The sequence below is a fragment of the Robertmurraya phoenicis genome, assembly GCF_047302285.1.
Taxonomy (GTDB): Bacteria; Bacillota; Bacilli; order Bacillales; family Cytobacillaceae; genus Robertmurraya.
The window spans coordinates 3679951-3700264 of record NZ_CP154845.1 but is presented as its reverse complement, the minus strand read 5'-3'; the positions used below and the strand labels follow the sequence as shown (position 1 = coordinate 3700264).

The window sequence follows — 20314 nt, the reverse complement described above, 5'->3', positions numbered from 1 at the left end:
AAGGAGTGAGCTAGATGGTAAAATACGCACAATTATGTCCAATTATTTTTGGGATTGGAGCAATTAACCAAACGGGAGAAGAAGTGACAAATCTAGGATGCAAGAAAGTCATGCTTGTTTCAGATGAGACGATTTCTAAATTAGATGCGTATCGGAACTGTTCTAATAGTTTAGTAGAGGCAGGAATAGAAATTGTTCCTTTTGATAAAATTGTCCCAGATCCACCAGATTATATAATCAATGAAGGTGGAGAACTAGCAAAGGCTGAAAATATTGATGGAATCGTGGCATTAGGCGGCGGAAGCGTGATGGATGCCGCGAAGGCGATTAATGTATTAGTTAATAATCCACTTCCCGTCAATCAGTATCTCGGTAATCCCGTCTACAACCCAGGAGTCCCGGTCATTGTGATCCCAACGACTGCCGGCACTGGAAGTGAAAGTACAATTATGGGAGTCGTTACCGATACAGCTAAACAAGTAAAAAGTGCTGTTCTTTGCCCAGCTACATTAGGTATTTTAGATCCAGAGGTGACAGTTGACGTGCCACCACATGTAACCGCATATACGGGTATGGATGCATTTGCCCATGCAGCAGAAGCGATTACAACAAAATTCCCGAATCCTAAGTCAGAGCTTTTAGCCTTAGAGGCGATTAGAAATGTAACGAGTTACCTTCCGATTGCAGTTTCGGATGGAAAAAATATAGAAGCACGTGAAAAGCTTTTATTGGCAAGTAATTTTGCGGGAATGGCCTTCAATGATGCCTTAGTACATCTTGGTCATGCGGTTGCCCATGCTGTCGGTGCCACTTTCCACAAAGCGCATGGTGTTATTTGTGCCCTTGCATTGCCGGAAGTAATGAAATATGCGGCAATCGATACCCCTGAAAAAGTAAAGCTTATAGGAGATGCAATGGGTGTTTCATTTACTGGAGAAGAAAGTGCTGAAGAGATTGGGGAATTAGTGGCAACTGCAATACGAAAGCTGATTAGAACTATTCATATTCCTTCTATTAAGGAACTAGGAATAGCAAAGAAAGAACTGTTGAATTTGTCCCCTATGGTAATGGAAGATGTTTGTTATCAATTTATACCAAAGGAACTGTCGCAAGTTGAGGTAGCTGACATACTTGAGGCTATATATGAGAACTATCCATAAATAATGTTGCTTAATGTTCATTAGTTGCACCGGTATTCCTTATTAAGAGCTTGTATACTTAAGATACAAGCTCTTAACTTGTTTGAGGTGATGCCAATGGATATTACTGAATTAAAGTGTTTTTTGAAAGTATGTGAAACAAAAAATTTAACGAAGGCTGGCAAAGAACTTTATATCACCCAGCAGGCACTTAGTAGGACGATTCATAATATTGAAAAGGAAATGGGAACTGAGTTGTTTTATCGTAATTCACGAGGAGTGACTCTAACGGATTTCGGTGAATATCTTTATTTAAAGGCTGAGGAGCTAATTAAGCATTTTGATCAATTTACAGACGATGTCCATCGCAAAGTGGAAAGTGAGCAAAGAAAGCTCAAAGTAGGTTTTTCACCTGGTACATTAAGGATAATAAGAGGAAAAGATATTTTAGAGCTTGGGAAGGACCATATGGGGATCGATATCGACATTTTTGAATACAGTGATAAAGTGTGTGAAGCAAATGTGTTAGATGGCACACTTGATATGGCACTGACAGCTAATCCAAGAAATGATATAAATTTTTCCTACTACCCTTTAATGAAGCATCAAATTGTGGCAATTGTAAATAAAGAGCATCCTATTTCTAAGAAAGAGAGTATTACCTTTACCGATCTTAACAATGAAAAGTTGATACTAATAGATGATACCTTTCGTTTACCAGAAGTCGTCATGGATCATTTTACAAAAGAAGGGATTAGCCCCCGTATTTTTAGTAAACTAAGCCATGATTTAAATCTTGCTTACGAATTTGTCACTCTCAATAAAGGGATATTCATCTTTATTGGCAGTTTAACGGATATAAAATCATACAGTGAAATTACCAGCCTCCCAATTAATGTTCCTACTGCTGTTTGGGAAGTGGGTTTTGTCGTAAGAAAGAATACGAAAATCAATAAAACGATGAATTTATTTATAAACTTGATTGAGGAACGCTTTGGATAAAGGGTGAAAATCATACTAAACTGAAATCTAACATTATCGTAAAACTGGACAGGTGAAAAACCTGTCTTTTTGTATGTTGGAGAAAAGTGTGCCGAGAGTGTTACAATTGGGGGTAGGACAGGGTCATACTCGTTATTTAAATTGAGTTAGGTAGATTATAAGGGAGATTACTATGATTAAATATGTCATTTTTGATTTTGATGGAACATTAGCGGATTCACAAGAAGTATTTATAAAAAGCTGGAATCAGCTTGCAAAGAAAAATAATTTTAAAGAAGTGAAAATGGATGAATTGGATACTCTGAAAAAAATTTCTATAAAGGAAAGATGCAACTTGTTAAACTTTCCTATGTACAAAATGCCATTAATCGTTCCTCAAATGTACAAACAATTACAGAGGTTAATGAGTGAAATTTCGTTGTTTGATGGAATTAGGGATATGCTGAACCAATTGGAAGTCGAAGGATATAAAACAGCTATAATATCCTCAAATTCGAAGGATAACATTTTGTCTTTTTTAGATAAAAACCAAATAACCAATGTAACAGACGTTCACTGCTCTAGTAGTATCTTTGGGAAAGATAAGTTAATTAACAAGTTTCTCAAAAATCATCATCTAAATCCTGCAGAAGTGATTTACGTTGGTGATGAAGAAAGAGACGTAGTTGCATGCAAAAAAACTGGTGTGAAAATCATATGGGTGAGCTGGGGATATGATTCAGTCGATGTAATTGTGAATGAACAACCAGACTATAAAGTGGATAAACCTTCTCAAATATTAGAAATGCTTAGCGGTAAAAACTAATCTAAGTGCAATAGAAGATTACGAGCCCAAGACTTTCACATAAAATTTTTTGGGGTTATTGATTCGATTTCCGATTGATGAGCCTGTGATTGTATTCCAAACAAAATACAAAATTAATTCATAAATAAAAGGATATTTTTTATCCGCGAGGAGGAGCTTATGTGAGTAGATATAGAAATTATCAAAACTTACTACCTGTAGGTGAAGGATATCAATGGAAAGCTAGAAACGTTGGCATACAATTTAATAATGTACAAATGATGTAATGATAAATTCGTTGATATTTTGGAGGAGCCTGCGCCACCGGGTGGTGACTTATAGGATACGGTTATCTATGTAAGATAGTGAAAGGTTAATGTAATGGAACTAAACTAGTAAATTTTTTAGTATAGACAAAACGTACGATATTCTGTATCTTTAGGAAGGTATATTTCTAAGGAGGAATTAGACAGCATTGAATAATCAAAATCATACCTCAGTAAAAATCGTTACAGCTGATCCATCTGCACTTGGGCTGTTTGGTTTAGCAATCGTTACGCTTGTAGCATCATCACAAAAATTAGGACTGACAGAAGGCACTGCTCTAATCCTACCATGGGCTTTCTTTTTAGGAGGTCTAGCACAATTAATTGCAAGTTTCCTAGATTCAAAAAAGAATAATGTCTTTGGAACTACGGCATTTGGAGCATTTGGATTATTTTGGTTTGGTGTCGGAACAACTTGGTTGATTCAAATGGGTGCTTTAGGTGAACAGGTCCTTGCTAACGCGGATTCGAAACAGCTTGGTGTCGCGTTCGTCGGTTATTTAATCTTTAGCTTATTTATGACAGTCGGTGCAATGGAAACCAATAAAGTACTGTTTTTTATTTTTGTACTAATTGATTTATTATTTATTGGATTGTCCCTAAGCTCATTTAATATTATGTATGAATTTTCACATATGCTCGCAGCAATCTCTGAATTGCTCATTGCTTTACTATCTTTTTATGGTTCTGCTGCAGCTGTGTTAAATACACATTTTGGGCAAGTTGCTTTACCAGTAGGTAAACCATTTGGCGTATTTACAAATCAAGGTGCAAAAGAAAAGAGAACTGAAAAACATTTCAAAATTGGGTAAACCCCATTACATCTCCATCAGCAGAAGAATAGAACATTTATATAATTTGTATTTTAGAGCATCTCTGTTGGGATGCTCTTTATTTCTAGTTTCCTTGAGGACTCTGCTTTCTATATATCCTCGTGGTCCCACAAAATATAACCCCTACTTACTTCAACACCCCCCGCAAATAAACCATAAACAGCCTAGCCTCATCACTCAAATTAAATTTAGGATTATAGATTAACCTAATTTCAATCATGGCTTGTTCTGAGTTTACAGGAAGGCTGATGAGTTCACCTTTTTCTAATTCGTTTTGCACACTAAATCTTGGTATTGTAGCAATACCAATTCCCTGCTTCACAACTTCAATTAATGTTTTTGAATCTTCGACTTGAATATCTATATTGTGTTGTTTAATTCCAATTCTATTTAATGCTAAATCAATCATGCGGGCGTGGTTGGAAGTTTTAATCGCACCGACGAAAGCATATTTTTCAAGTTCATTAGGGTTGATGCTTTTTTTCTTAGATAATTCATGTGAGGATCCAACGACTAATTCTAAAGGTTCATAGGTTAAGATTTCACAATATAATTCTTTCACTTTCCCTAACGTCATGATTAGTCCAAGAGCCGCCTTTCCTTCGAGTACATGATTGATGACGGTATCTTGGGTTTGTGTATACATAATGATTTCGAAATTGGGATGAGTCCGAGAAAAAGATGCTAAATGTTGCGGAATTAAGTTGTTGGCAATATTTCTTTGAACAGCTAGAGAAACCTTTTGATCTTTTCCCTTAAGCTTTTGAAGATTTGATTCGAACTGATTTGTGAGGGAAGTAATATCTAGTGCGTATGTATAGAGGATTTCACCAGCTTTAGATAAAGTCGCTTTTTTTCCAGGTATTCTAATAAAAAGTTCTTTTCCTAGTTCCTGTTCCAGTGCTTGGATATGTGCACTAACTGAGGGTTGTGTAATGTTTAGCTTTCTAGAAGCGGAACTAAAGCTGCCAGCATCTACAACACTTTTAAAAATTCGAAGTCTGTGGATTGTTGACTCAAACATGTTATCACCTTTTCTTAACCTATAGGTTATTACCTATGGGTACATAGATAAAAAGCATATTGTTATCACTATTATACATTAGCTACAATGTTTTTAAATATTTAAATATTTTTAAAAATCTAACTATTTTTCGGAGATTCTATTTCACTGTTGAGGAGGTAAATGATGAGTATTTATTTAGGAGTAGATATAGGAGGAACTTTTACTGATTTAATCGCCTTTGATCAAGATACGGGCGAATTATATCATGCAAAGAGGCCGACAACCTATGATGATTTAGTTCAAGGGATTATTAACTGTACACAAAAGAGTGGTGTGGAACTTAGAGATACAAATAATGTCGTTCATGGTACGACGATTGCCATTAATACCATTATCGAACAAACGGGTGCTCGAACCGCACTCATCACGACTAAAGGAACTAGAGATGTCTATCGTTTAGGTCGAGGAAATCGTCCTGAAGCGTATAATTTTTTCTTTCAACGACCAAAACCACTTGTTTCAAGGGAATTAACGTTTGAAGTTTCAGGAAGAATGCTGGCTAATGGTTCTGAACTAAGTCCAATAGATAGGCAAGAAATAGAAGCGCTTTGTGATGGATTGAAGGAACACAATATTGATGCTGTTGCGGTTTGCTTTTTACATTCATATGCAAACCCTGCTCATGAAAAGTTGGTTGGAGATTTGATTAGAGAAAATCTACCAAATTGCTATGTTTCGTTATCACACGAAATTCTCCGTGAGTATAGAGAATATGAACGAACTTCAACAACTGTATTAAATTCTTATGTAGGACCAAAAGTGAGTAACTATATTAATAGATTGGAAGGAAAGATTAGTGAACTTGGCTTCAATGGTAGTTTATCGATTATGCAATCAAATGGTGGAATCATGTCTCCGCCAACTGCTTCTGCAAAGCCGGTGAATATGATGGAGTCAGGACCAGTAGGGGGCATTATCGCTTCGGCTGAGGTAGGAAGAGCCCTTGGGTATAAAAATGTAATCGCTTTCGATATGGGTGGAACAACTGCCAAAGCAAGTCTGATTCAAGAGAGTCAACCAATTATGTCAGAGATGTATTATATTGGCGGATACGCAAGCGGTCAGCCCGTGATGATTCCAGTGGTGGATGTGGTTGAAGTCGGTACAGGTGGTGGAAGTATTGCCTGGTTGGATGAGGTAGGTGCTTTAAAGGTAGGACCACAGAGTGCAGGCTCAGACCCAGCTCCCATTAGTTACGGAAAAGGTGGAACTGAGCCTACATTCACGGATGCCAATGTAATTTTAGGCAGAATTGGGGCAGAGGACTTCTTAGGTGGAGATATGGTGTTAGATAAGGAAGCAGCCGAAAAAGGAATGAACGAAAAAGTTGCAAAACCTCTTCATTTAAGTGGGTTGAAAGCAGCGCATGCTATCTTCCAAATTGCGGTTGCAAATATGTCGCTAGCAGTTCGTGAAGTTTCTGTTGAAAGAGGAAATGATCCAAGGGACTTTGTACTAGTTGCTTCTGGCGGTGCAGGACCACTAAGTGCGGTTGCGATAGCAAAAGAACTTCATATTCCAAAAGTTATCATTCCACGCTTCCCAGCTCATTTTTCTGCTATTGGCATGCTATTAACAGATCAAAAGCATGACTTTGTAAGAACACATTTTAGTCAATTAGCAAATGTGAATTTTAAAGAGCTTTTACAAATTTACAACGAAATGATAAGTGAAGCGGAAGAGTTAGTGAATAGCGAATCTATAGCGACAAACGAGATTGAATATCAAGTTTTTTTAGATACCCGATATGTTGGGCAAGAATTTACTCTGCCTGTACCAGTAAGTAAAAGTGACATTATTCATGCAGATATTTTGGCGATTCGTACAGCCTTTGATGACATTCATGATAAGCGATTTGGACACAAAGCACCGGAAGAATCCGTTGAGATTGTCAATATTCGATTAACGATAACTGGAAAACGGACAAAACCAAAATTTCCAGATTTGAAAAACATCAGCGGAGAACCGATTCCTAAATACCGTCCAGTTTATTTTAATGACATGGAAGAAGCCGTTAATTGTCCGGTATATTATCGAGACACCCTTCCAGTTGGGTATAAATTTACGGGTCCAGCTTTAGTCCAAGAGTATGCGTCCACAACCGTTATTTATGAAGATGACCTTTGTGAGGTAACGAATACTGGAGAACTAATTATTAGTGTAGGAGGGGCTTTAGATGAGTAAGGTGCAAGAACAGATATTAGATCCTGTAACACTAGAAGTGATACGAAATGCACTTCCTGCTATTTCGAATGAAATGTCTGCAGACTTACAGCGTGCTTCATACAACATGATGGTTTATGAAGTTCGTGATTATTGCTGTGCCTTGATTGATAAAAAAGGCCGACTGATTTCTCAAAATCTAGGGGGAGTTTCCCATTTTGTTGCTGACTTAGGTGTCATTATCGAAGATGCTATGGAGAAATACGGTGAAGAAGGATTCTCTAAGGGAGATGTTTTAATAACGAATCATCAAGCAGTTGCTGGCCAGCATTTAAATAATATTGTTATTTTTACTCCGATTTTCTATAAAGAAGAATTGATTTGCTTTGCCATGGTTCGAGCCCATTGGATGGATGTAGGGGGACTTAGTACCGGATTTGGTGGGGGCGTGAAAATATCAGATCCGTGGATGGAAGGTCTTCAACTAGATCAGTTAAAGATCATCGAGGCTGGACAATATAATCAAACCCTATTAAAAGTCATAAAGGATAATATTCGCTTTCCTGAATCCTCACTAGGAGATATGCGAGCACAAATTGCATCTTGTAATTTAGCAGAACGAAGAATGGAAGAATTGTTTTCTAAATATGGAGAGGAAAAAGTTAAATTTTATATTGAAACCATTTTTTCGCAAACAGAGGAAAAGTGTAGGAAAATTCTAGCGAAAATTCCGAATGGAGTATATGAAGCAGAATCATGGATCGATGATGATGGATTTACTCCTAATGATCCCGTAAGAATTCATGCCAAAGTTACAGTTGGTGATGATGATATGACGATCGATTTTTCAGGAAGCTCTGACCAAAGAAAAGGTGCCATTAATTCTAGAACATTTGCAGCAGCAGTAGTTGCTTTTAAAGCTATAACGACTCCTTTAGATCCTGTAAATGAAGGCTCCTTTAGTGCTCTAAAAGTAGTCATTCCAGAAGGGAATGTGATGATGGCGAAGTACCCAGCTCCAATGGCTAAGTGGAGTATCATTTTACCAACCGTTATTGATACGGTACTTAAGGCGTTAGCTCCTGCGATTCCTGATAAAATTCCAGCTGCTCATATGGGGTACTTAGGTGGAACGATTGTCTGCTTTGGAACAGATCCAAGAACCAAGAAAGGCTTTGTTTTGCAAAGTATAGAAGGAGGCGGCTGGGGTGGAAGACCATTTGAAGACGGTGAATCAGCCTCCGTATCAGTATGTCAGGGAGATGTAAGGAATGCTCCAATCGAAAGTATTGAAATTAAGGCTCCTATTTTAATAGAGGAAAGATCTTTACGTTCAGACTCAGGAGGAGCTGGAAAGTTTAGAGGAGGACTTGGGTTAGATGTAAGAGTTAGAAATTTAGTGGAGGTGCAATGGAATCTAACTCAAGGACGAAGACGGAAGTGTCCACCTTGGGGATTATGGGGAGGAAAAGAAGGCGATAACTCTGATTATCTCTTAAAGTTACCTCATGAAGATAGTTGGAATAGTGTCGACGTCTATCGCTATACCGTTCCTAAGGATACAGAAGTCATTGTACGTACTCCGGGAGGAGGTGGATGGGGGCATCCGAATCAAAGAGATGTTGAAAAGGTACTATCAGATGTGAAGGAGGGATTTATTTCAGTAGAAAAAGCGAAAACGGATTATGGTGTTGTGCTTAATTCAGATAATTTGTCCCTTAATATGGAAGAAACAAATAAGTTGAGAGAACAAATGGAAAAAAGGATTGAAGTCAATGAGTGAGAATCGAGTGGTAGATTCAAAAATGGAAATTGGCTCAATCCTAAGAATCAATGAATTTATTCAAAAAATGGTCGAACAAAACTTAGATTATGTAGTCGCTTATTTCAACGGGGTACACACATTTTTAGAACCTAATTTCAACTTGCAACTGAGCGGTTTTAAATCGATTGGAGAAAGTGCTGTCATCTTAAGTAAAAGTGGTGAAACGACACTTATTACCACACCTAGTTGGGATGTAGAAAGAGCGAAGCGGGATTCTAGCACAACTCATGTGGTGGGGACGTATGATCTAGTTGAAGCTTTAACAGAAAAATTACAGGCTTATGCAAAATCTCCAGAAAAAATTGGCTTTATTGGACTAGACAGGATGAACACTGGCAACTACTACAAAGTGTCGCGACTCTTTAATGAGGGAATAAACAATGTAACCAACGATTTTAAGGGAATTGCTGATGTCAAGACGGATAAAGAAATAGAGAGTGCTAGAAAAGCTACTTGGATTGCAGAACGTGGATTTGAAAAGTTATTAGAGGTTGCGAGACCTGGTATGTATGAATATCAGTTGGCTGGGGAATTAGTTACATTCATGAAATCACTTGGAGCAGATGATAATTTCTTATTAATGAGTGCATCATCGCACAACCAGGCTGTACGTCCACCGAGGCATAGAAAATTAGAACCAGGAGATATCATCCTTGCAGAAATCTCTCCTGGTTATCAACGGCAATTTAGTCAAATATGCCGAAGTGTAGTACTAGGAAATGAGAATTACAAGCAATTACAAGAGAAGTATCATCTACTTGTTTATGCGATGGATGAAGGGATAAAAGCTGCAAAACCTGGTAACAGAATGTCAGACGTGTTTTATGCGATTAATAAACCAATTGAAGAAGCTGGTTACGCTAAATATTGTGTGCCTCCTTATATGAGAGTTCGAGGGCATGGGTTAGGTTTAAGCTCATTGCTACCTGGAGACGTTGGAATGCATAATGATATTGTTTTAAAAGATGGAATGTTTTTTGTTATCCACCCTAATCAATACATGCCTGAAACAGGTTATCTATTATGTGGTGAACCCGTTCTCATAACAGCTAATGGTGCAGAGACACTGACAAACAAAAGAGCATCATTATCTATGGTAGATTTATAAATTTGTATAATATTTTCACTATATTAAAAATGATTATGCTAAAAAGAGGAGAGTGTATTATAATGACTGTTAAAGATGAAAAAAATACAAAAGATTATGAATTTTTGTTAGATTTAATCCAAAACCGAAGCAGTATTCGTAGCTTAAAATCAGATCCGATTCCCCAGGGATATACAGAAAAGGTAGTGGAAGCTGGAAGATGGGCCATGTCAGGAGCGAATTCTCAACCATGGGAATTTATCATCGTTCGTGATCCCGAAAAAAAGAAAGCGATATGTGAGGCATATAAGGAAGTCAATATCGATTATGCTTACTGGATGGAGCAACAGAGAATACCTGAACTTAGGCATCCTTCCTTTCATTTAGCAGATTATAGTCCAGATCCCCAAGAACAACTGGCTCATCTAAAAAGTCGTAGTAAATGGCATGAAGCACCAGAAATTATTGTTGTGATTGGTGATGGTCGCCGTCAATGGGGAACCGTTATGGCGGGACATACATTTGGAAGAGATCAGACTCATTTAACAGATGGGTTAGCTAATTGCTGTCAAATTATGCATTTAACGGCTGCATCTCTTGGACTGGGTACGCAATGGATAACAGTTCATATTCAAGATATGTATAAGAAAATACTGGATATTCCAGACATTTACACCGTCTATTTAATCATTCCGATTGGTTATCCGGCTGTTGAACCAAAAAGAGGGGTGCGACGCGAATTAAGTGAAATGGTTCATTATGATGGCTACGACCAAAGTAAATATTTGAGCAATGAACAAATCCTACAATATATCGCTGGATTACGTGGGAAAACTGTAGGGAAATATCGAATCTCCTATGGAGAAGGCGATAAGTAAATTTACTTCAGGGACAGGTGATGCATGAATGCGTCATCTGTTCAAAAATTCATCATTATTGAAAGCGCTATCTATTTATCTAAAAAAATGTAAGGTAGGTGCTAAACGTGGAAAAAGACTTTAAAAAAATTCGGCTAGGGCTTCTTTTAGCCGCGTTGATCATAGGATTAATAGGCTGTTCTGGTGGTTCAAGTAGTAGTAACGGGTCAGGAAACGGATTGGAAAAAACAAGTTTAAAAGTTGGATTACCGATAGATACTTCTACTTTTTTACCTCTTTATTTGGCAGATAGTAAAGGTTTCTTTAAAGATGAAGGATTAGATGTGGAAATCTATGGTTTTAAGGGAGATGCTGGAGTTGCACAAGCCTTAGTTGGAGATTCGGTGGATATTAATGCTGCATCCTTAACAGGTTTAGTAAAAGCAATTAATTCAAATCAGCCATTTATTGCTTTTTGGGGCGGCTTCAACCATTCAGATTTTGAATGGTATAGTCCTAATTTAACTTCTATGGATCAGATTAAAGGTGCCAAGTTTGGAGTAACGTCTTACGGTTCTTTAACGGATTTCTTAACTCGTTACGTCATTAAAGAAGCAGGATTTGACCCGGAAAAAGACGTTGAGATTTTACAGGGTGGAGGTTCAGCAGCAAGAATAGCAGCGATGGAATCAGGACAGATGGATGCAAATATTCTTTCAACACCTGAAAAATTTATGGCCGCAGATTTAGGCATGAATTTACTTTTAAATGAGAAGGACATTTCTCCAACATGGCCGCAACATGTTATTTATGGGAAAGAGGAATTTGTGAAAAATAATCCAGAAACCATTAAAGCATTTCTTCGAGCTATGGTGAAAGCTGTCGAGTACAATGAGGAACATCCTGATGAGTCTGTTAAGGTGTTGATGGATAAACTCAATTTAGAAGAGAAGTATGCAAAATTAGCTGTAGAAGAGGTTACACTTGGGTTTGATAAAAACGGTGGAACCGATAAAGAAGGTTTAGATTTCTTCTGGGAAATCTCAGTTGAATCTGGAGATACTGATCAGCCTTGGAGTGAGGATAAATGGTTAGATAGAACATTTATTGATTCTCTAGATGAATGGGTGAATGAGTAGTAAAAGAGATTAGCAAAAATAGTATGGAGTTGTTCATTACTCCATACTATATCTATTAAAAGATAGACATGGAGGAGGGGCAATGATGACACATGTAAGCATTCAAGATGTTGATATTGTGTACAAAAATCGGAATACAGGGGATGATTTCGTTGCGCTATCGGGTGTAGGTGTTGATGTGGAGCGAGGAGAATTCGTCACGATTGTAGGACCTAGTGGGTGTGGCAAAAGTACATTATTATTAGCAATCGATGGATTGATTAAACAAACTAAAGGAGAAATTTTAGTGGATGGAAAGCCAGTCACAGGTCCAGGAAAAGATCGTGCTCTCGTGTTTCAAGAGTTTGCCCTTTTGCCTTGGCGGACCATTGAAAGCAACATTTGGTTTGGATTAGAACTTCAAAACGAGAATAAAAGTACGTTAAAAAATGCTGCAGAGAAATATCTTCAGCTTGTTGGTTTAAAAAGCTTTGCTAAAAGTTATCCTCATCAGCTTTCTGGAGGAATGCGTCAAAGGGTGGGAATTGCAAGGGCTTTGGCAGTAAATCCCGATATTCTTTTAATGGATGAACCATTTGGAGCATTAGATGCGCAAACAAGAGAAATCATGCAATCGGAGTTACTTAAAATTTGGGAGGATAATAGAAAAACTGTATTTTTTGTCACCCATGGAATTGATGAGCAATTTATTTGGCTGATAAAATTGTCGTCATGAGTGCTCGACCAGGGAAAATAAAAGAAATCATTAACGTAAATATCCCAAGACCTAGAGGTCTCGAGGTAAAGGAGTCAGCAGAGTTTGGAAGATTAAGACGGCATCTCTGGGAGTTATTAGAGGATGAGGTAAAATCTGCAGCAGGGTGGAAATAGGAGGTATTTAATCGTGAAGATAAATAAAGTGGAACTTCAAAATATACCTACACCATTTAACAAAAAATCCATTTTTAATAAAGTGACAGAACAACAGATTTATGGAATTAGCTCCGTTGTTATTTTTCTGATTATTTGGGAAATTATTGGTTCTCTTCAGCTTATTGACCCGAGATATATTAGCAAACCTTCAAGTGTCATTCAGGCAGGCTATAACGTGGTTGTTAACGGTGGTTTTTTTTATCACTTATATATCTCGCTAGCTGAACTATTTATTGGATTTATCTTGGCCATTGTAGTGGGTCTTCTTATTGGGATCGTGATGGGCTGGAACCGAATTATTGGAGGGCTTTTTGATCCTGTAATCATGGCTCTTTATGCTACACCACGTGTTGCTCTTATTCCACTTTTTGTCATGTGGTTTGGCGTAGGTATGGGGAGCAAAATCTTTGTTGTATTTATTGGGGCAGTTTTTCCGATTCTCATTAATACGATGACGGGGATACGACAGGTGGAGCCACTGTTAATCAGAGCTGGGCGTTCGTACGGTGCTTCACGTAAACAGTTGTTTACGAAGATCTTTTTACCTGGATCTCTTCCAGCCATGATGACAGGGATTCGACTTGGTTGGGGAAGAGGTATACTGGGATTTGTGATTGGTGAAATGTACGTCTCAATGGCTGGGTTGGGTTATCTAATTCAAACGGCAGGTAATGCAATGAGAACCGATCAATTATTCTTTTTAATTATTATCGTTGGAGGTCTAGGGTTTGTGGGTACTACCGCCTTCCAAGGATTAGAAAGAAAATTGACACCTTGGCGACAGGAGGGGTAAAAGTGATGAGAACATTAGGAACCCTAAATCGAAAGGGAGAACAAGTAATTCTAGGGATAATTGGTTTATTATTGATTTTACTATTATGGCAAATATCAGCGATTTTAGAGTGGTTTAACCCTCTAATGGTTAGTAGCCCTGCGCAAATTATCAATGCAGCCGTAGAATTGACCGTTGAGGGAGCACTCTGGGCAGACTTTGGGGTCACAATTTTTGAGTTTATTATTGCATTTGGAGTAGCCGCGTTTGTTGGAGTTATTTTAGGGTTAGTTATAGGGTGGTACAAACGTGCTGAATATATTGCAGAACCATTTATCTGGTTTCTTTACTCCACTCCATTGATTGCCTTTTATCCATTATTCTTGATTTGGTTTGGTCTCGGCTTTAATACGGTAGTGGTTTTAGGATTTTTATTTGCGGTGATTCCGATAACGGTAAATACCATTTCTGGTGTAAAAAATATGAATCCCATCTTAGTTAGAGCAGCTAGATCGTTTGGAGCCAACAATTTTCAAGTTTTAACGAAGGTAGCATTGCCCTCAGCCAGGCCAATGATTGTAACTGGATGGAGAATTGGGGTAGAACGTGCTTTAATCGGCGTGGTTGTGGGTGAAATGTTTTGCTCTAACGCAGGGTTAGGGTTTCGGATTAGCTTTTACGGTGCACAACTCCAAACGGCTAAACTTTTTGTAGCGTTAGTCATCGTTGTATTATTTGGTTTGATCATTACCCAACTATTACGGGTTATTGAATCTCAGCTATTAAAGTGGCAAAAATAAATGGGGGTCATAAATTTGAAAACAATACAACCCGTTGTCCTACATGGATGCTCCACTTGGGATAAGGAGCTTTTTCCTTTAGATGAATTTACCGTTCGTATGGAGCACCTACAGCAAATCATGAAGGAGCAGCATTTAAAGGGAGTGATCATCTATTCAGATGTTAGGAATTACGAAAAGGTATTTTATTTTTCAAACTATATTCCCAAGCATAGTTATGCCATATTATTAATATCGTCTAATGGAGATACGAAACTGTTAGCAAAACTGGCCGGTACACGTGATATTCCATATGTTCAAACCTTGACATGGGTCGAAGAAATTAGGGCCATTAAGAATTTGAAAAATGAAATAGAAGAGTTTAATAGAGAAACCACTCAAGTGGAAAATGGTCATGAAGGTATTGGAATATGTGGATTGGATATCATTCCGTTTAATGTATATGACGAGATTAAGGGTGCCATAAACTCTATAGAAATAAAAGTGCTGGATGATCAGTTGGAAAATATCCTAAGAAAAAAACGTCCTACAGAAAGAGTGGTTATGCGGGAAGCAGGTAAAATACTGAATGCTTCAGTGAAAGCTATGAAGGAAATTCATCGAAGAGAAGGAAGTGTTGTTACAGCCGTTGTTGAAGCAGAACGACTGGCACGTAACCAAGGAGCACAAGATGTTAGAATCCTTTATAGTCTTGATTTTGGAAGATCACTTCAACCGTTTGATAAAGTGAATGAAATTCGCAATGATCCCATGTTTGTTTATATTGCGATTGAGTATTTAGGGTATTGGGTTGACGGAATGGTGACAGTAGCGAAAGTGAAAAAAGAGATTCATAATAAAACAGCTACTCTTCTACAGTATTTTAAAGTAAACATGAAAAGCGGTGTATCTATAGGTAGTTTGTTAGAAGGTGCGAACCAGTTAATAGAGCCATATTCCATGCATCCAATTACTTTAGAGAAGTATGGTTATAATATCGGTCTTTCACTAAACCAAAAGCCATTTTTAGGTACCACATACAATGATTGTCTTCTTGAAGAAGGGAATGTGTATTCTGTTCATGCAGGCTTAACAAATAATGAAGAAGATAATTGTCTATTGTCAGCTATAATCGCTATTGAAAAGAATGAAAATGAAATAATTTGGTCTGCTCTAAATGATTAATATGTTGGAGGAGTGTTGAGATGACGATATTAAAGCAGACTGCCAATTTTATCGTTAATAGTGCCTTTACTAAGGAAGAGCAAGAGTTAGCCTTACATCATCTAGTAGACACCTGCTCAGCACTTATTTGTGGTTGTCATTCGTATGAAGGAAGAAAATTACTAAATGCATTTAATGAAGAGAAAGATTTATTTGGTGATAAAGGGGCATTAAATGAAATTTTTCTATATAGCTCCTTAATCCGATTAACTGAGGTTGATGATATTCATTTGCCGTCTTGTACAACGCCAGGGTCTGTAGTCGTTCCAACCATTTTGGCATTCGTACCCTATAAAAATAATATATCATTTGAAACGATAACCGATGCTTTAATCGTCGGTTATGAGATGTTGACGAGATTAGGTAGAGTAATAGATGGAGCAAATATATTAAGTAAAGGCATTTGGCCAAGTTATTTTTGTGCATCTTTTGGGGCAGCAGCAACTGCCGCACGTTTGCTTGGACTTTCCGAAGAAGAAACGGTGCATGCACTAACTTTATCTTTAACTTTATCAGCAGGAGGTGTTAGTAGGTCTTCTGTTGATACATTTCGTTGGCTAGCACTAGGTAAAGCAGCAGAATCTGGTGCATTTGCCGCAAGTATGGCATCGAGGGGATTTAAAGGCGATCCAGAAATGCTTGAAAATAATTGGATCGAAAAAACCTATGGGATAGCGGCAGATAGTTCAAAATTGGTTCAAGACCTAGGCGTAAATCATGCTATAAATGATATGAGTATGAAACCCTATTGTTCAGCCAAGCAAGTGATTCCAGCCCTACATGGCTTTGAAAATATAATGAAAAAAGGCGTTCTTTATGACGATATTGAAGAGATTAAAATTACTGTCCCAAATGAATTCGTTAAAATGACTGACCATGGGGCCTTTGATCGTGTTTCATCTTTAACAAGTATTCCTTATCAATTAGCACTGCTTTTATTTGAGCGTGAAGATCTATTTGATCTTAACCGTTCCTCTCTATTGGAAACACCAGAGGTGCTGGGGTTTATGAAAAAGATTACAATTGTTGGGGATCGATCCTATTCTAAGCTCTATCCTGAGAAGTGGGTTTCCAAAGTAGAATGTTATACTAAGACAGGTGTTGTGACAGAGTATATAGAAGCTTCAACTGGCGATCCGGAGAAAAGATTAAATAAAGAAGATATATTAGATAAAAATAAGAAGCTATTAATGAATGTTCCTGAGAAAGAGTCTATAATGAATAATTTTTCAAAATTATTAATAGATGATTGCGATAAGCAGTCGATCCTTAATCTAACAAAAGATATTAACAGGATGATTTTTGAGGTGACCTACCAGTCCCAATTAGGTTCCAAGTTATGATTAGGAAGACTATGACAGGTAAAATTCGTCATGGTTTTTTACTATAGGAATATTTAGGTGTTGCCATTTGAATGAAAAAATTGTATAGTACAAGTATAATTCTGAATATATAGAAAGTTCGGAAAAAAAGCAGATTCTTAATAATGAAATTAACAAATTTCAAGTGTAAATTAAGAAAACCAAGCATTTTCCAAGAGTTTATAAGTCTAGGATGCATTCCTATTTCTCATCTTCTTTTGGTTTAACTGGTGTTCTTTCGTTTTTTAATGTGAAATGGTGATTAAATCATTGTTTTGAGTATGGATCTTAACCTGTGAATTAAAAATGATTGATGAAAAATAGAAACGATCTTAAAAAGACTTTCTCTGGTTGTTAGGATAAATACCCTTTGTTTAATATTTGTAATATTCTATCATTTTGGTATATTATATAATTACAAACGTAAAGAGAAAGGGGACCTACTGTGGAGAATCACACAGCAATAAGTACTGTATTAGTAACGGCCTATGCAAAAGCTCCTCAGGGCAGTGCCATGTATGAAATGTATAAGCATGCAGGTATTGTTTTAGAGATAGATATTAATACTCATGAAATTGTCGATGCAGAGTTTACATTTATTGCCGAACTTACGAAGAATTTCTTTAGGCGTTTAGTGGTAGGGTATAACCTGTCTCATGGAATTGAAGAACTTGTTGAAAGAATCGAGAGTCATTATTTTGCACCTTCTAGCAATGCTGTAGTTGTTTGCTTAAAGGGAGCTTATAAACGGTTTTATGAAAAAATAAATAAAATAAATGTATAAAGAAAAGCAACTTTTTAATGATGAAATCTACAAATTTCATTTTAAATTAAAAATACCTAGCTTTTCCGAAGGACGGTAATAAGTTCATTATTATCTCTTTTGGTATGGCTAGGTATTTTTATTTTGTATAACAAAACTTTTTGAAAGCGGGGAAGAAAAATGAATTCTTTTCTCTATGAAAGTCAGTCTGCACGAGTCCTATTTGGTATAGACAAAGTAAATGAAATAAAAGATGAAATTTCTATTCTGGATATTAAAAACGTTATGGTTATTTCATCACCTCAACAAGAAGACTTTGCAAGAAGTGTTGCTGAACGAATTGGTGAATATTGTGGTGATATTTTTCCAATGGCAGTTCAACATGTGCCTGTAGAAAACGTAAAAGTCGGGATTGAACAAGTTAGGAAATTAGAAATTGATGGCTTAGTAGCAGTGGGAGGTGGTTCAGCGATAGGATTAGCAAAAGCAATCGCATTATCTACATCCTTGCCGATAGTGGCTATACCAACAACATATGCTGGGTCTGAGATGACTCCCATATGGGGAATAACTGAAAACGGATTAAAAAAGACTGGAAAGAATGTGATTGTTAAACCAAAAACAGTCATTTACGATCCAAAATTAACCCTCTCATTACCGCCAACATTTTCAATTACGAGTGGGATGAATGGAATTGCTCATTGTGTTGAAGGACTATATTCTGAACATGCAAATCCGATCATTTCCTTATTAGCTGAGGAAGGTATTCGAGCACTCAGTTCAAGCCTCCCTATTTTAAAAGAAAATCCAAATGACCTTGAAGCAAGAGCGAAAGCCCAGTATGGCACTATGCTTGGTGGGGTAGTATTAGGTTCAGTAGGGATGGCCTTACACCATAAACTTTGTCATACATTGGGAGGCAGTTACAATCTCCCACATGCTGAAACGCATACCGTCATCTTGCCATATGTCACCGAGTATAATTCCAATTATGCACCAGCGGCAATGGAAGCGATTGGAAGAGCACTTAATGTAGATGCAGAAAACGCTGGCGCTTCCCTTTATGACTTAGCTACCAATCTTGGCATCCCAATATCATTAGAGAAAATTGGAATGAAGGAAGAAAATTTAAATGAAGCGGCGGAATTGGCTACTCAGAATCCATATTATAATCCGCGCCCAGTCAATCAAGAATCGATTAGAGCACTTCTTCAATGTGCATTTGAAGGTATACGTCCAGAAAAGGGGATTTTTACGTAAGCGAAGATCAGAAATGGACCTATCTCAACCCTTTTTCGAACAGTTAATTAATTATTTTCTCATAAAATATTATTTAGGGGGAGTTTGGATATGAATGAAAGATTACTCATATTAACGGAAGCGCTTTCAAAAGAGGTGAAAAAAGTCATAAATGATTACAAGGTTACAGAACAAGAGCTTCTTCGGGCGATCGACTTTTTAAATGAAACAGGTAAACAGAATGAATTTCATTTACTTTCAGATGTTCTAGGAATCTCAGTTGAAGTGAACGAACTTACACACGGAGTACATCATGACCATCATGAAAATACAACATCCTATAATGTTGAAGGCCCTCTTTATCGGGACGAAGCCCCTTTACTAAATAGGCCGGTTAAATTATGTGGTGATGATGAGCCTGGTGAGATACTACTCTTGTCCGGGCAAGTTTTGTCCTCGAAAGATGGTAGCCCACTCGCTAATGCAATCCTAGACGTTTGGCAAGCGAATGAACACGGATATTATGAAAACCAAGATCCGGACCAAGAAGAATTTAATCTAAGAGGAAGATTACAAACTGACGAAGAAGGTAGATATGAATTTAAAACCATTTTACCAGGTGCATATGAAATCGGCAGAGGCGGTCCAGTAGGGGAATTTTTAAAGGCCCAGGCTCGTCATGCGTGGCGACCAGCTCATATTCATTTCAAAGTAACGGCTGAAGACCATACTCCCTTGACCACTATGCTCTTTGTACCTGACGATCCATATATTGATTCTGATACAATAGGAGCTGTGAAAGATTCTTTAATCTTAAAACTGAATAAAAGTTATGATGAAGAGCTGGCAAAATCTTATCATATCAAAGATCATTTTTTTATTAGTAGCTTTGACTTCATTCTGAGAGCAAAGTAATTTATAGATAGAATATCGATAAGGGAAAACTGAGGTAGTATCGGTTTTCCCTTTCCTATTGAAATAGCATATATTGACTTCATGTAACTCCCCATCAACTCCAGTCAAGCCCTTACCTATCCTTTACA

Annotated in this window: 19 protein-coding genes; 18 read left to right on the top strand and 1 reads right to left on the bottom strand. The window is 37.4% G+C overall.

Features of this window, described 5'->3' with window-relative positions; translation table 11 throughout:
* Positions 1-14: 14 nt before the first annotated feature.
* The 4 genes from AA0X71_RS18465 (at position 15) to AA0X71_RS18450 (ending at position 4063) form a co-directional block, all read left to right on the top strand.
* Complete coding sequence (locus AA0X71_RS18465) at positions 15-1160, top strand: iron-containing alcohol dehydrogenase (protein ID WP_413356767.1); 1146 nt, start codon at positions 15-17, stop codon at positions 1158-1160.
* 96 nt (positions 1161-1256) lie between these two features.
* A complete protein-coding gene (locus AA0X71_RS18460; RefSeq protein ID WP_413356766.1) occupies positions 1257-2141 on the top strand; it encodes a LysR substrate-binding domain-containing protein in 885 nt (294 codons plus the stop codon).
* 172 nt (positions 2142-2313) lie between these two features.
* A complete protein-coding gene (locus tag AA0X71_RS18455) occupies positions 2314-2946 on the top strand; it encodes an HAD-IA family hydrolase (protein ID WP_413356765.1) in 633 nt (210 codons plus the stop codon).
* 454 nt (positions 2947-3400) lie between these two features.
* Positions 3401-4063, top strand: coding sequence for an acetate uptake transporter (locus AA0X71_RS18450; protein WP_413356764.1), 663 nt, complete (start codon positions 3401-3403; stop codon positions 4061-4063).
* A 148-nt stretch (positions 4064-4211) separates the two neighbouring features.
* On the opposite strand, the gene AA0X71_RS18445 is transcribed toward AA0X71_RS18450, so the two are convergent.
* Positions 4212-5108 (bottom strand): LysR family transcriptional regulator, encoded by an 897-nt coding sequence (locus tag AA0X71_RS18445; protein WP_413356763.1) that lies wholly within the window; start codon positions 5106-5108, stop codon positions 4212-4214.
* Positions 5109-5273: 165 nt separating this feature from the next.
* On the opposite strand from AA0X71_RS18445, the gene AA0X71_RS18440 reads away from it, so the two are divergent.
* The 14 genes from AA0X71_RS18440 (at position 5274) to AA0X71_RS18375 (ending at position 20186) form a co-directional block, all read left to right on the top strand.
* Positions 5274-7334 carry a hydantoinase/oxoprolinase family protein gene (locus AA0X71_RS18440; RefSeq protein WP_413356762.1) on the top strand — a complete coding sequence of 687 codons (2061 nt, stop codon included), beginning with the start codon at positions 5274-5276 and terminating at the stop codon, positions 7332-7334.
* Positions 7327-9096 (top strand): hydantoinase B/oxoprolinase family protein, encoded by a 1770-nt coding sequence (locus AA0X71_RS18435; protein ID WP_413356761.1) that lies wholly within the window; start codon positions 7327-7329, stop codon positions 9094-9096. The genes AA0X71_RS18440 and AA0X71_RS18435 overlap by 8 nt, the downstream gene beginning before the upstream one ends.
* On the top strand, positions 9089-10246 hold the full coding sequence (locus AA0X71_RS18430) for a M24 family metallopeptidase (protein ID WP_413356760.1): 1158 nt from the start codon (positions 9089-9091) through the stop codon (positions 10244-10246). The genes AA0X71_RS18435 and AA0X71_RS18430 overlap by 8 nt, the downstream gene beginning before the upstream one ends.
* A 62-nt stretch (positions 10247-10308) precedes the next feature.
* The gene (locus AA0X71_RS18425) at positions 10309-11103 is read left to right on the top strand and encodes a nitroreductase family protein (protein ID WP_413356759.1); all 795 of its coding nucleotides are present in this window, start codon (positions 10309-10311) and stop codon (positions 11101-11103) included.
* A gap of 107 nt (positions 11104-11210) precedes the next feature.
* Positions 11211-12221 (top strand): ABC transporter substrate-binding protein, encoded by a 1011-nt coding sequence (locus AA0X71_RS18420; protein WP_413356758.1) that lies wholly within the window; start codon positions 11211-11213, stop codon positions 12219-12221.
* Positions 12222-12306: 85 nt separating this feature from the next.
* Positions 12307-12936 carry an ABC transporter ATP-binding protein gene (locus AA0X71_RS18415; protein ID WP_413356757.1) on the top strand — a complete coding sequence of 210 codons (630 nt, stop codon included), beginning with the start codon at positions 12307-12309 and terminating at the stop codon, positions 12934-12936.
* A complete protein-coding gene (locus AA0X71_RS18410; protein ID WP_413356756.1) occupies positions 12912-13091 on the top strand; it encodes a hypothetical protein in 180 nt (59 codons plus the stop codon). The genes AA0X71_RS18415 and AA0X71_RS18410 overlap by 25 nt, the downstream gene beginning before the upstream one ends.
* A gap of 13 nt (positions 13092-13104) precedes the next feature.
* Entirely contained in the window at positions 13105-13926 is an 822-nt protein-coding gene (locus AA0X71_RS18405; RefSeq protein ID WP_413356755.1) for an ABC transporter permease, read from the top strand.
* 5 nt (positions 13927-13931) lie between these two features.
* Positions 13932-14705 carry an ABC transporter permease gene (locus tag AA0X71_RS18400; RefSeq protein WP_413362669.1) on the top strand — a complete coding sequence of 258 codons (774 nt, stop codon included), beginning with the start codon at positions 13932-13934 and terminating at the stop codon, positions 14703-14705.
* A 15-nt stretch (positions 14706-14720) separates the two neighbouring features.
* Positions 14721-15869 (top strand): M24 family metallopeptidase, encoded by a 1149-nt coding sequence (locus AA0X71_RS18395; protein WP_413356754.1) that lies wholly within the window; start codon positions 14721-14723, stop codon positions 15867-15869.
* A 20-nt stretch (positions 15870-15889) separates the two neighbouring features.
* Positions 15890-17251: an MmgE/PrpD family protein gene (locus tag AA0X71_RS18390; RefSeq protein WP_413356753.1), complete on the top strand. Its 1362-nt coding sequence runs from the start codon at positions 15890-15892 to the stop codon at positions 17249-17251.
* 463 nt (positions 17252-17714) lie between these two features.
* Positions 17715-18053, top strand: a complete 339-nt coding sequence (locus AA0X71_RS18385; protein WP_413356752.1) for a DUF3870 domain-containing protein — start codon at positions 17715-17717, stop codon at positions 18051-18053.
* Positions 18054-18212: 159 nt separating this feature from the next.
* Positions 18213-19292: a maleylacetate reductase gene (locus AA0X71_RS18380; protein WP_413356751.1), complete on the top strand. Its 1080-nt coding sequence runs from the start codon at positions 18213-18215 to the stop codon at positions 19290-19292.
* A 90-nt stretch (positions 19293-19382) separates the two neighbouring features.
* Positions 19383-20186 carry a dioxygenase gene (locus tag AA0X71_RS18375; protein ID WP_413356750.1) on the top strand — a complete coding sequence of 268 codons (804 nt, stop codon included), beginning with the start codon at positions 19383-19385 and terminating at the stop codon, positions 20184-20186.
* Positions 20187-20314: the final 128 nt, after the last annotated feature.

Coding starts and splice junctions, on each gene's coding strand:
- AA0X71_RS18435 (WP_413356761.1), top strand. CDS start 7,327: ATGAGTAAGGTGCAAGAACAGATATTAGATCCTGTAACACTAGAAGTG.
- AA0X71_RS18415 (WP_413356757.1), top strand. CDS start 12,307: ATGACACATGTAAGCATTCAAGATGTTGATATTGTGTACAAAAATCGG.
- AA0X71_RS18425 (WP_413356759.1), top strand. CDS start 10,309: ATGACTGTTAAAGATGAAAAAAATACAAAAGATTATGAATTTTTGTTA.
- AA0X71_RS18445 (WP_413356763.1), bottom strand. CDS start 5,108: ATGTTTGAGTCAACAATCCACAGACTTCGAATTTTTAAAAGTGTTGTA.
- AA0X71_RS18390 (WP_413356753.1), top strand. CDS start 15,890: ATGACGATATTAAAGCAGACTGCCAATTTTATCGTTAATAGTGCCTTT.
- AA0X71_RS18380 (WP_413356751.1), top strand. CDS start 18,213: ATGAATTCTTTTCTCTATGAAAGTCAGTCTGCACGAGTCCTATTTGGT.
- AA0X71_RS18440 (WP_413356762.1), top strand. CDS start 5,274: ATGAGTATTTATTTAGGAGTAGATATAGGAGGAACTTTTACTGATTTA.
- AA0X71_RS18375 (WP_413356750.1), top strand. CDS start 19,383: ATGAATGAAAGATTACTCATATTAACGGAAGCGCTTTCAAAAGAGGTG.
- AA0X71_RS18460 (WP_413356766.1), top strand. CDS start 1,257: ATGGATATTACTGAATTAAAGTGTTTTTTGAAAGTATGTGAAACAAAA.
- AA0X71_RS18430 (WP_413356760.1), top strand. CDS start 9,089: ATGAGTGAGAATCGAGTGGTAGATTCAAAAATGGAAATTGGCTCAATC.
- AA0X71_RS18455 (WP_413356765.1), top strand. CDS start 2,314: ATGATTAAATATGTCATTTTTGATTTTGATGGAACATTAGCGGATTCA.
- AA0X71_RS18465 (WP_413356767.1), top strand. CDS start 15: ATGGTAAAATACGCACAATTATGTCCAATTATTTTTGGGATTGGAGCA.
- AA0X71_RS18400 (WP_413362669.1), top strand. CDS start 13,932: ATGAGAACATTAGGAACCCTAAATCGAAAGGGAGAACAAGTAATTCTA.